Here is an 11,357-nt window from a genome sequence, read left to right as displayed (position 1 = left end):
CAGCCCCTGACGACAAACCCGCTTATTTCACCGCATCGAAGGTCAGCAGCGTGGCCTTGTCGGCATCCTTCAGCACCAGCTGTTTGCCGCTTATCTGGAAGCTCGCCACCTTCTCCAGCGTCTGCAGGTAGCTCATCTCCTTGCCGGCCAGCTCCCCTGCGCACATCATGCGCGTCGAGCCCATGGCGCCCAGCGTCAATACCCCGTCGCCCTGCTGGGTGATGCCGCCAAAGTAGCGGTTGCAGCCGCCCTTGCCCGCCACCTTGTCGCCGGCGACCTGCAGGGTGAAGGTATCACCGCTCGCCCCTTGCAACTGCCAGGTGGATGCTTGCAGCTCTGCCAGGGTGGAACCCGTTGCCATGGCGCAGCCTCCCAGGGCCAGCGCGGCCAGCAGGGTCAGTTTCTTGTTCATGAGTTCACCTCGTGATGGAGAAAGTCGTGAAGACACAGAGTGAGGGGGCCTGTTTATCACGACTCTGGCGCCGATTAAAACTCTTTTATTGTGATCGGGGTTCCCTTTACTCCCTGCTGGCATGTGCCATGCTTGTAGTCCTGTTCGGACCCAGGGAGGGGAAACGAATGGTCAAGTCTCTCGTTATCGCGCTCGCATCAAGCCTCGCCTTTTCGGCCCAGGCTGCCGACTGGAGTCTTCTCCAGACCGAATCAGACAGCCAGCTCTACGTGAAAAGCTATTCCGGCGTATTGCTCGGCAACCAGACCCATACCGGCGACCATTTCGATATCTGGCTCATCAACACCGGCTACCAGTATCCGGTAGAGGATGACATCAGCCTCTACATGGAGGCCGGACCCGCGGTGGGCCGCCACAGCGAACAGGCCGGCTTCAATATCAGCTCGGGGGTGCGCTACCGCCTCTCCCCCTCCCTCAACATCGGCAGCCAGCTCAAGCAGCTGGAAGTGAGCAAGGCCAGCACCCTGGTGGAGCTCAACAGCAGCCTGCTGGTGACGCCGCAGCTGGCCATCACGGCCAACTACGGCCTCCGCGCCTTCAGCACGGAGCACTTCCTCACCCTGGGGGTGGGGTTCAACTTCTGAGGGCTCAGAGGAGCCTGGCGCCGCTGACCAGCACGCCATTGAGATCGGCGTAGACATAGTCCCCTGGCGCTATGCTCACCCCGGCAAACGACAGCACCACATCCAGCTCCCCCTGTCCGCGTTTCTCGGTCTTGACCGGACAGGGCGCCAGCGCCTTGACCCCGAGCGCCAGCGTCGCCAGGGTGCCCACATCCCGCACGGCGCCGTGGATAAGGATCCCTTCCCATCCCTGCTCCACCGCCTTGATGGCCAGCTGATCCCCCAGCAGCGCCCGGCGCAGGGAGCCGCCCCCGTCGATCACCATCACCTTGCCATGACCTGGACGGTTGACCAGTTCGCGCACCAGGCTGTTGTCCTCGAAGCAGGAGAGGGTGACCGCCTGGCCGTAAAACAGCGGCTTGCCGCCATAGTCGTGAAACAGCGGCTCTGCCACCTGCAGGGCATCGCCATGTTGATCGCAAAGGTCGGGCAGTAGATCCAGCATTGTCAGCATCCTTCCATGGAGTGAATGAGTCCGCTCATTCTTTCATCATGTGGACAGGCTGACAATCCAGCAAGCAGCCGCTATCCCCGTATGGTGTGAGGCCCATTCAGCCTCTCACCATGCAGAGGTTCTGAGAGTCCAGCGAGACGCCAGCTTGCCAAGGTGGCATGGCGCCCCCTTCAGCAGGACGGGCACCAGCCAGAGTTCGCCCTCCTCCACCCAGTAGAGGGCATTCTGCCCGAAGCGGGCGGCCAGTCGAATGGCCTCGGCCCGAGGAAGACGCAGCAACAGGGACGCCTCCTGCCAGCGCTCATCCGGATCGCTGCCCCACACGGGCCCCATCACCAGGGCATCGGCAAGCTGACGTGACAGGGCGCGTTGACGCCGGGCGTTGCGGCGCATCCCCAGCCACCGACTCGCCGGATTCCAGGCCGTAACGATGGCGTAGGCAGGCCAGGGGGGCGGAGCGAAGGGGGCAATAAAACACACATTTCTGTAGTTTTCCCACAAAGTCATGTCAACCACATGTTGCATCCCATTACATTTCTTAAGGGCGAAAAAGCGGGCCAGCCCAAGTATGATGCAGCGAACCTCGGGATTGACTTATATCAAACCTGAGTTAAAAAGTTGCTATCTGACGGCAAAGAGTGTTGTTATGCGCCTGTTAACTGATAAAATGCAGCAACTTTTGTAATGGACTACCCTTCCAGGCTTCTCTCGATCAGACTTGTTGAGAGCCTATGTGCGGCACAGGGATGTTTGCCAACATAGATACCAAATTCGCGATGATTCGACCTGATATTCATACCCAGGATGACGTAATAAATTTTCAGGACCGGTCGGATAACGCCAAAGAGTGTTAAAATTTCGATAATTAACTGATAAGAATCTGGGAATACTCATGCAAACACCACATATTCTGATCGTCGAAGACGAGCTGGTCACCCGCAACACCCTCAAGAGCATCTTCGAGGCCGAAGGCTACATAGTGCTGGAAGCCAACAATGGCGACGAGATGCACCAAGCCCTGACCAGTCACACCATCAACCTGGTGATCATGGACATCAACCTGCCGGGCAAGAACGGCCTGCTGCTGGCACGCGAGCTGCGTGAAGATGACAACATCGCCCTGATGTTCCTGACCGGCCGTGACAACGAAGTGGACAAGATCCTGGGGCTGGAGATAGGCGCAGATGACTACATCACCAAGCCGTTCAACCCCCGCGAGCTGACCATACGTGCCCGCAACCTGCTGAGCCGCACCATGAACGTGGCCGCCGGTGGCGAAGAGAAGAAGCTGGTGGAGCGTTACCTGTTCAATGGCTGGGCGCTGGACATCAACAGCCGTGCCCTGGTCAGCCCGGCGGGCGACATGTTCAAGCTGCCCCGCTCCGAGTTCCGCGCCATGCTGCACTTCTGCGAAAACCCGGGCCAGATCCAGACCCGTGCCGAGCTGCTCAAGAAGATGACAGGCCGTGAGCTCAAGCCCCATGACCGTACCGTGGATGTCACCATCCGCCGCATTCGCAAGCACTTCGAGAGCGTGGGCGACACCCCGGAGATCATCGCCACCATTCATGGCGAAGGCTATCGCTTCTGTGGCGAGCTGGAGCAGGAATAATCCCTGCCCGGTGAAGCGAGAGGCGCCTGCGGGCGCCTCTTCTGTTTCCGGCCGCCGTCACCGCGCGGATCCACCAAAACAAAAAGCCCACTCAGTCGAGTGGGCTTTTTGCATGAAAGCTGGAGCGGGCAGCGGGAATCGAACCCGCATCATCAGCTTGGAAGGCTGAGGTAATAGCCATTATACGATGCCCGCAAGGCATCAGGAACGCAGCAGATACAAGGCATGGAATCGGCGTCTGAAGAGACGTGCCAGAAGGAGGCAGCAACGAGACGGGACAGGTACCGGGTATCAGAATGTGGAGCGGGTGATGGGAATCGAACCCACGTATGCAGCTTGGGAAGCTACCGTTCTACCATTGAACTACACCCGCGTCAGTGGCCTCTACTATATGCATTTTGCCGGCGAGCGCAATCACCGCCTTCGTGTTTTTTGCCATAAATCAAGCTGTTCGGCCAACTATTGAGCATGCAGCTGCTTTTTCAAACAAAGACGTTCACACTCCCGGATCTGCGAGGTTGCCAAGCCGTGGGGGCGACGATAGTCTTGCGCCACTCGACCGAGGAGGGTGGTAATGGACAAGAACAAGCAGAAACATCTCTATGGCTGGTTGCGCAAACAATCTGGCCATGGCCGGCGCTGGATCGGTCTTTCCATTGGGCTCGGCATGGGTCAGGGCATACTGATGGTGATGCAGGCCTGGCTGCTGGCCACCCTGCTCCACGGCTTCATCATTGAGGGCACCACACCCGAGCAGTCCATTCCCCTCTTCATTACCCTGCTGCTGGTGACCCTGACCAAGGCCGCGCTGGCCTATGGCCGTGAGGTGGCAAGCTTCAGGGCGGGCAGTGCGGTGCGCCAGGCCATCCGCGAGCTGGTACTCACCCGCCTCGCCCGCCTCGGCCCTGCCTATATCCAGCGCCGCCCAGCCGGCAGCTGGGCCAGCCTGCTGCTCGAGCAGATCGAAGAGATGCAGGAGTTCTTCTCCCGCTATCTGCCCCAGATGGCCATAGCCGTCTTCATCCCCCTGGTGATCCTGGTAGCCGTGTTCCCGGTCAACTGGGCCGCCGGTATCATCTTGCTCGGCACTGCGCCCCTCATCCCGCTCTTCATGATCCTGGTGGGTGTCGGCGCCGCCGATGCCAACCGCCGCAACTTCCAGTCCCTGGCGCGGCTCTCCGGCCACTTCCTCGATCGCCTCAAGGGCTTGCGTACCCTGCAGCTCTTTATGCGCACCCAGGCGGAGGGGGAGGCCATTCGCGACGCCTCGGAAGATTTTCGGGAGCGCACCATGGAGGTGCTGCGGCTCGCCTTCCTGAGCACGGCCGTGCTGGAGTTCTTCGCCGCCATCGCGGTGGCCCTGGTGGCGGTCTACTTTGGTTTCTCCTACATAGATCACCTCAACTTCGGCAACTATGGCGTCAAGGTAACGCTCTTTACCGGCCTGTTCGTGCTGTTTCTCGCTCCCGAGTTTTACGCACCGCTGCGGGAACTCGGCGCCCACTACCACGCCAAGGCGCAGGCCATAGGCGCCGCCGAGCAGTTGCTGGAGTTTCTCGAGGCCGAGGTCAGCGAACCGGCCTCTGGGAGTGCCCCCTTCCAGGCCGATGGCCCCATCAGGGTGGAGGCCCGCGCCCTGGAGGTGCTGAGCGCCGAGGGCAAGGTGCTGGTCGCCCCCATCGATTTCACCCTTGAGGCAGGCACGCGCACAGCCCTGGTCGGGATCAGCGGGGCCGGCAAGAGCTCCCTGGTCAACGCCCTGCTCGGCTTTGCCCCCTATCGCGGTTCGCTCCGTGTCAACGGCCAGGAGCTCGCCGAGCTGGACATGAGCCAGTGGCGGCTGCAACTGGGCTGGCTCTCCCAGAACCCCCAGCTGTTCCACGCCTCCCTGAGAGACAACCTGCTGCTGGCCAGGCCCACGGCCAGCGACACCGAGCTGGAAGCCGCCCTGGTGCGGGCCCAGGCCTGGGAATTTGCCAGGGAGAAGGGATTCGACTATCCGGTCGGGGATCAGGCCGGTGGCCTCTCGGTTGGCCAGGCCCAGCGCCTCGCCCTGGCCCGCACCCTGCTCAAGTCCACCCAGTTGATGGTGCTGGATGAACCCACTGCCAGCCTGGATCGTCACTCCGAACGCGCCATCATGAGCACGCTCGAAGACGCTGCGAAAGGCCAGACCCTGCTGATGATCACCCACCGCCTCGATCAGCTCAGCCAGATGGACAACATACTGGTGCTGGAGCGCGGCCAGCTGGTGGAGCAAGGCCACTTCGCGCAACTCTGCCAGGCACAGGGGCCCTTCGCCCGTCTGCTATCCCAACGTTCAGGGGATTCTCTCGATGACTGATCTACTGCCGTTCCTGCGTCTCTACCGCCAGCACTGGCTCAGCCTCTCCCTCGGCCTGCTGCTGGCCCTGGTCACCCTGGTGGCCGGGATGGGGCTGCTCTCCCTCTCAGGCTGGTTCCTCTCCGCCGCCGCCGTGGCGGGGCTGGCGGTCGCCAGCCGGGACACCTTCAACTACATGACCCCGGCCGGCGGGGTGCGCTTCTTCTCCATAGTGCGCACCGCCAGCCGCTGGGGTGAGCGAGTGGTGAGCCACGACGCCACCTTCCGGGTGCTCACCCGGCTGCGGGTCTGGTTCTGGCAAAGGCTCTCCCCCCTCTCCCCCGGCACCCTGGCCAGTTTTCGTCAGGCGGACCTGCTCAACCGTCTGGTGGCCGACATCGACGCCATGGATCACGTCTACCTGCGCCTCGTCACTCCCATAGGAGCGGCCCTGCTCAGCTGTGCCGGGCTGGTGTTCTTCCTCTCCTTCTTCGACAGCCGCCTGGCGCTGACCCTGGGGGCCATACTGCTCTTTGGCATGCTGGCCCTGCCGCTGGTGTTCTATTTCGCAGGCCGGTCGCCCGGTCGTCGACTCATCGCCGAGAAGTCCACCATGCGCACCCGCATGGTGGATTACCTAGACGGCCATGCCGAGCTGCAGATGTTCGCCGCCGCCCCCAAGGCGCTGGCCGAGCTGCAACAGGCCGAGCAGGCCCTGATCCAGGCCCAGGCCCGCATGGCCAGGGTGAGCGGCCTCGCCAGCTTCTCGGTCCAGCTGCTCAGCGGCTGGACCCTGACCCTGATGCTGTGGCTCGCCGGTCACGGCGTCGGCGGTGGCACCCCGGATCCCATCACAGCGCTCATGGTGTTCGCCACCCTGGCGAGCTTCGAGGCGCTGCTGCCCCTGGCGGGCGCCTTCCAGCACCTCTCCACCAGCCTCACCTCGGCCCGTCGTCTCAACGAGATACTGCAGGAGGCCAAGGCGCCAGAGTGGGGAGAGGAGCAAGCCCCCGCGACTCAAGGCGCCTTGCAGATACAGGATCTCCACTTCGCCTACCCGGGCCAGGACGGCCCGGTGCTGCGAGGCTGTACCCTGCAACTGAACCCCGGCGAGAAGCTGGCGCTGCTGGGGCAGACAGGGTGTGGCAAGTCCACCCTGATGGGGCTGCTGACCCGGGAGTGGACGGCGCAGACCGGCGAGATACTGCTGGATGGCAAGCCCCTGACCCGGTATGGCGAAGGGGCACTGCGTGCCTCCTGCTCGGTGGTGAGCCAGCGGGTGCATTTGTTTGCCGATACCCTGCGCGGCAACCTCAAGCTGGCCGCCCCCGACGCCAGCGACGAGCGGCTGATCGAGGTCCTCACCCAGGTGGGTCTCGCCACCCTGCTGGCAGGGGAAGATGAAGAGGCCGAGAGCGGACTGGACGCCTGGCTCGGGGATGGCGGCCGCCCCCTCTCCGGCGGCGAGCGCCGCCGCATCGGCATCGCCCGCGCCCTGCTGCACGACGCCCCGCTCTGGCTGCTCGATGAGCCCACCGAAGGCCTCGACAGCCAGACCGAGCGGGAGATCATGGCCCTGCTGCTCAAGCTGGGGGCAAGGCGCTCCCTGCTGCTCATCTCCCACCGCCTGCTGGGGCTGGAGCAGATGGACAGGGTGGCCCTGATGGAAGAGGGCAAGATCCGCCTCTGCGCACCACACCACGAGCTGCTGGAAGATGACTACTACCGCAGCCTGCACCAGCGGCTGGCTCCCGCCTGATGAAAGCCAATGAACAAGGGGCAGGGATCTGCCCCTTGTCTTGTGGAGAGTGCCAAGATCCCCGTCACAGCTCGCCTCCCGGGCGAAAAATGGGACTGGTCGCAGGCAGCGACTGACCCCTATAATGGCCCCCTCACTGTTCAACAAGACCTCGACATGAAACGCCTGATCCTGATGATGCCCCTGATTGCCTCCGGTTGTGCCGACTTCGCCTTCAACAGCAATCTGGACAAGGAAAACTTCGACGAGTATTTCAAGCCGGGCGGCGTCCGGATCTATGAGCAGAACCAGCTCGCCGACCTCAACTACCTCTACCTCGGCACAGTCGAGGGCGAGTCCTGCCAGGCCGACGCCAATCAGGCGGTGCCCAATGCCGGCGAAGCCCGCACCCTGGCCCGCCGCCGCGTGGCCGACATGGGCGGCAACGGCGTCAGCTTCGACAAGTGCGCCGAGTTCAGCGATGTGCCGGGCTGCCTGAAGCAGGTCATCTGCTACGGCCAGGCGCTGAAAGTGGCCGAAGAGAAGTAAGGTCTCGACATGGCCCTCGCCATCGTCCGCCTCGGCAGCCCCCGTCTCCCCGATGAGGGGCTGCGCATCGGCACAGTGCGCCGCCCGCCCCGCGGCGTGCCCAAGAGCGATTTTGCCAGCCAGGATTGGTACGACGTCTGGTTCCCCAACCTGGCCCCCAGCGCCGAGACCATGAAGCTCGGTCAGGCCGCCGAGACCCCGGCCCAGTGGGCCACCTTCTGCAAGCAGTACAAGGCCGAGATGGCGAGCCCCGCTGCCCGCCACGATCTGGCGCTGCTGGCGGCCCTCTCCCGTACCACCAACCTGTCAGTGGGTTGCTACTGCGAGCAGGAGTCCCGCTGCCATCGCGCCGTGCTCAAGGCACTGCTGGCAGAGTGCGGCGCGCTGCTGCGCTGACGCCAGGACAAAGAGGGCACCCTGCCCTCTCTCGTTTGCCTCTGCGCCCCCCCTGCCGACCTATGACGGTGAAAGCTCCCGCACCCGCTGTCGCAGCGCCGCCTCTTCGGCCAGGGTCATGCCCGCCGTCGTCGCCTGCTCGTTGCTGGCCAGCCACGCCACCAGATCGGCCACCGTCTCCTCCAGCGGCCGGAAGTTCAGGCCGTGGACGATGGCAGCCTCGGCGCTGATGCTGCCATAGCCGGCAAACTCGGCCTGGGTGTTGGGCAGCAGCGTGGGATAGCTCTGCCAGGGTTCGACCCCGGCCGCGATCAGGGCAGGCCAGGGGGCCCACTCCGGTTGCAGGGGGGAGGCAGGCATCAGGCGGGCCGCCAGACGCTCCACCCAGTCCACCAGCAAGATGCCGGGCTTGACGAGGTTGAAGCAGCCCTCCAGCCGCTGCTCGGCGGCCCGCAGCACGAACTCGGCGCAGTCGCGCACGTCCAGGTATTGCAGCCTGTCCTGCCCCTCCCCCGGCAGCAGCCAGGGTCCTCCTTGCTGCACCCGTTGCACCCACCAGGCCAGGCGACCGGTCGGGTCGAAGGGGCCGCACAGCACGCCGGGACGCAGTATGCAGAGCCGCTCCCCCCAGCGGGCCCGATACTCGGCCTCGCACAAGACCTTGAGCGGACCGTAGCCGCTGGCTGACTCGCCGGGAGCCACCTGGTGCAGCGGCGCCGACTCGTCCATCTCGGGCCGGGCGAAGTCCCGATAGACGCTGATGGTGGAGATGAAGATGAGCCGCTCGCAGCGCCCGAGCAGGGCCGTCGAGAGGCTGGCCGCCTGGACTGGGTCATAGCAGCAGGTGTCGATGGCCAGATCCCAGTGCAGTCCCTCCCCCAGCAAGGGATCCAGGCACTGATCCCTGTCTCCCTGCAGCTGGGTCAGCTCGCGCCAGTCAGGGTGCTGGCGGTGACCCCGATTGAAGAGCGTCACCTCATGACCCCAATCCAGGGCCAGCGAGGTGAGGTGGCGGCCCAAAAAGCCGGTGCCGCCGATAATAAGCAGTTTCATCCCTGTCTCTCCTGTGCGCCGCGGTGCCATGACCCCGGCCAATCCCTGTTCTTCCCCCACCCTACGCAAGTTGACGCCAGGGCACAGCCTCGGATGCCGCGCTCTGCGACCGGGATCACAGGGGCCCATGACTGTGGCGACGCCTGCGTTTTCGGTCCGCCTGTGCTACATTGCCGGGGTTTTTAGCCAGGATCCGCCATGAAGTTCGACATCGACACCCTAGGGATCATCCGCTCTCCCTACAAGGAGAAGTTCGCCATCCCCCGCCAGCCCGGCCTGGTCAAATCGGCCCGCGCCCGCCTGGAGCTGCTGCCTCCCTACGATCAGCCGGACATGCTGCGCGGCATAGAGCAGTTTTCCCACCTCTGGCTCAGCTTCGTGTTTCACCAGACCATGGCCCAGGGCTGGCACCCGACGGTGCGTCCGCCGCGCCTCGGCGGCAACGAGCGGGTCGGGGTCTTTGCCACTCGCTCCACCTTCCGCCCCAATCCCCTCGGCCTCTCCGTGGTCGAGCTGCACGGGGTGGGCCGCGAGCGGGGCAAGCTGTGGCTCGACCTCGGCGCCGTGGATCTGCTGGACGGCACCCCCGTGGTCGACATCAAACCCTACATTCCCTATGCCGACAGCCTGCCCCAGGCCCGGGGTGGCTTCGCCCCCGAGGCCCCCACTCCGCCGCTGGCGGTGAGCTTCAGCCCAGAGGCGGAGCAGCAGCTCATGCCCTGGCTCAAGACCCACCCCGAGCTGCGCCAGCTGGTGAGCGAGGTGCTGGCCCAGGATCCCCGTCCCGCCTACAAGAAGGGCAAGCCGGACGACAAGGAGTACGGGGTCAGGCTGTTCGAGCTCAATGTGCGTTTTCGCATCCGCGAGCCAGACTGCCTGGTGTCGGCCATAGAGCCCGCCTGATCCTCTCCTCGCCAGCCCAGGCCCATAAAAAAACCACCCGCTCGGGTGGTTTTTTGCTGCCGCCGCCGGATGGCGGCACTCAGCGGCGCTGCAACAGCAGGCTGCCGATGGAGTAACCGGCGCCGAAGGAGCAGAGCACCCCGCGGGCCCCGCTCGGCAAGTCCTGGTTGAACAGGTGGAAGGCGATGACGGAGCCCGCCGAGCTGGTGTTGCCGTAGCGGTCCAGGATCACCGGTGCCTCCTGCTGGCTGGCGTCGTGGCCCAGCAGCTTGCGGCCGATGAACTGGTTCATGGTGAGGTTGGCCTGATGGAGCCAGAGGCGGTTCAGCTCCCCCGCCTGCCAGCCCTGCTCCCCCAACTGTTCCTCTATCTGTGTGCACACCAGGGGCAGCACCTCCTTGAACACCTTGCGCCCCTGCTGGCGGAACAGCTTGTCATCCCCATAGCGGGTACGCGGGCTGAAGCGGTTCAGGAAGCCGAAGTTGTTGCGGATGTTGTTGGAGTACTGGGTCACCAGCTTGCTGGCCACCAGTTGCCAGGGGTTGGCCACCTTGCAATCTTCTTCCCGCTCCAGCAGCACGGCGGTGCAGGCGTCGCCGAAGATAAAGTGGCTGTCCCTGTCGCGGAAATTGAGATGCCCAGAGCAGATCTCGGGATTCACCACCAGGGCCAGTCTGGCGGTGCCGGCCGCCAGCAGATCCGCCGCCGTCTTGATGCCGAAGGTGGCGGAGGAACAGGCCACGTTCATGTCGAACGCCATGCCGCTCGCCCCCAGATAGTGCTGCAGCTCGATGGCCAGCGCCGGGTAGGGGCGCGGCATGTTGGAGGCCGCGACGATGACCAGATCTATCTCCCCCGGCTCGCGACCGGCGGCGATCAGCGCCTGCTCGGCGGCGGCCACCGCCATCTCCACCATGATGGAGGGCTGGTCATCGGGGCGCTCCGCCAGCAGGGGCTGCATGATGTCCGGATCCAGCACCCCCTCCCTGCTCACCAGATAGCGGCTCTTGATGCCGGACGCCTTCTCGATGAACTCGCAGCTCGAATGCTGCTTGGCGGGCAGCTGGCCCGCGTCGATGGCGGAGGCATTCTCCTCGTTGTAGAGATCCACATACTGGTTGAAGGCCGCCACCAGCTCTTCATTGCTGACGGCAAAGGGCGGGGTATAGAGGCCTGAGCCACTGATTACGATAGAGGTCATCTTTGCTCCTGGCCGGGTGCAATCCCGGCTTGT

General features: G+C 64.1%; 12 protein-coding genes and 2 tRNA genes. 7 read left to right on the top strand and 7 right to left on the bottom strand.

Annotated elements, in window-relative coordinates; genetic code table 11:
- Positions 1-22: 22 nt before the first annotated feature.
- A complete protein-coding gene (locus AC1IN8_RS09350) occupies positions 23-412 on the bottom strand; it encodes an META domain-containing protein (protein WP_319918190.1) in 390 nt (129 codons plus the stop codon).
- A 167-nt stretch (positions 413-579) separates the two neighbouring features.
- Between AC1IN8_RS09350 and AC1IN8_RS09345 the strand changes: the two genes are divergently transcribed.
- Positions 580-1,056 (top strand): hypothetical protein, encoded by a 477-nt coding sequence (locus AC1IN8_RS09345; protein ID WP_479758698.1) that lies wholly within the window; start codon positions 580-582, stop codon positions 1,054-1,056.
- Between the two features lie 4 nt (positions 1,057-1,060).
- Here AC1IN8_RS09345 and AC1IN8_RS09340 read toward each other — a convergent pair whose 3' ends face one another.
- Positions 1,061-1,540, bottom strand: a complete 480-nt coding sequence (locus AC1IN8_RS09340; RefSeq protein ID WP_479758697.1) for a putative 4-hydroxy-4-methyl-2-oxoglutarate aldolase — start codon at positions 1,538-1,540, stop codon at positions 1,061-1,063.
- A 114-nt stretch (positions 1,541-1,654) separates the two neighbouring features.
- Positions 1,655-2,056 carry a DUF3293 domain-containing protein gene (locus AC1IN8_RS09335; RefSeq protein WP_479758696.1) on the bottom strand — a complete coding sequence of 134 codons (402 nt, stop codon included), beginning with the start codon at positions 2,054-2,056 and terminating at the stop codon, positions 1,655-1,657.
- Between the two features lie 385 nt (positions 2,057-2,441).
- On the opposite strand from AC1IN8_RS09335, the gene arcA reads away from it, so the two are divergent.
- A complete protein-coding gene (gene arcA / locus AC1IN8_RS09330; RefSeq protein ID WP_010673581.1) occupies positions 2,442-3,161 on the top strand; it encodes a two-component system response regulator ArcA in 720 nt (239 codons plus the stop codon).
- 120 nt (positions 3,162-3,281) lie between these two features.
- On the opposite strand, the gene AC1IN8_RS09325 is transcribed toward arcA, so the two are convergent.
- Both AC1IN8_RS09325 and AC1IN8_RS09320 read right to left on the bottom strand, forming a co-directional pair.
- A tRNA-Gly gene (locus AC1IN8_RS09325) sits at positions 3,282-3,356 on the bottom strand.
- A 104-nt stretch (positions 3,357-3,460) separates the two neighbouring features.
- Positions 3,461-3,534, bottom strand: a tRNA-Gly gene (locus tag AC1IN8_RS09320).
- Between the two features lie 201 nt (positions 3,535-3,735).
- Between AC1IN8_RS09320 and cydD the strand changes: the two genes are divergently transcribed.
- The 4 genes from cydD to AC1IN8_RS09300 all read left to right on the top strand — a co-directional run bounded on the left by cydD (position 3,736) and on the right by AC1IN8_RS09300 (position 8,167).
- Positions 3,736-5,505 carry a heme ABC transporter permease/ATP-binding protein CydD gene (gene cydD / locus AC1IN8_RS09315; RefSeq protein WP_479758695.1) on the top strand — a complete coding sequence of 590 codons (1,770 nt, stop codon included), beginning with the start codon at positions 3,736-3,738 and terminating at the stop codon, positions 5,503-5,505.
- Positions 5,498-7,243: a heme ABC transporter ATP-binding protein/permease CydC gene (cydC, locus tag AC1IN8_RS09310; RefSeq protein WP_479758694.1), complete on the top strand. Its 1,746-nt coding sequence runs from the start codon at positions 5,498-5,500 to the stop codon at positions 7,241-7,243. Before cydD ends, cydC begins: the two co-directional genes overlap by 8 nt.
- A gap of 156 nt (positions 7,244-7,399) precedes the next feature.
- On the top strand, positions 7,400-7,771 hold the full coding sequence (rcsF, locus tag AC1IN8_RS09305; RefSeq protein WP_005325859.1) for an Rcs stress response system protein RcsF: 372 nt from the start codon (positions 7,400-7,402) through the stop codon (positions 7,769-7,771).
- Positions 7,772-7,780: 9 nt separating this feature from the next.
- Complete coding sequence (locus AC1IN8_RS09300; protein WP_479758693.1) at positions 7,781-8,167, top strand: DUF488 domain-containing protein; 387 nt, start codon at positions 7,781-7,783, stop codon at positions 8,165-8,167.
- Positions 8,168-8,227: 60 nt separating this feature from the next.
- On the opposite strand, the gene AC1IN8_RS09295 is transcribed toward AC1IN8_RS09300, so the two are convergent.
- On the bottom strand, positions 8,228-9,220 hold the full coding sequence (locus AC1IN8_RS09295; protein WP_479758692.1) for an NAD-dependent epimerase/dehydratase family protein: 993 nt from the start codon (positions 9,218-9,220) through the stop codon (positions 8,228-8,230).
- A gap of 198 nt (positions 9,221-9,418) precedes the next feature.
- On the opposite strand from AC1IN8_RS09295, the gene tsaA reads away from it, so the two are divergent.
- Entirely contained in the window at positions 9,419-10,123 is a 705-nt protein-coding gene (gene tsaA, locus AC1IN8_RS09290; protein WP_479758691.1) for a tRNA (N6-threonylcarbamoyladenosine(37)-N6)-methyltransferase TrmO, read from the top strand.
- A gap of 79 nt (positions 10,124-10,202) precedes the next feature.
- Here the strand turns inward: tsaA and AC1IN8_RS09285 are convergent, their stop codons facing one another.
- Entirely contained in the window at positions 10,203-11,324 is a 1,122-nt protein-coding gene (locus tag AC1IN8_RS09285; protein WP_479758690.1) for a beta-ketoacyl-ACP synthase III, read from the bottom strand.
- Between the last annotated feature and the right edge of the window lie 33 nt (positions 11,325-11,357).

The sequence above is a fragment of the Aeromonas sp. 130281 genome, assembly GCF_056642115.1.
This window is presented reverse-complemented; position numbering and strand designations above follow the sequence as displayed.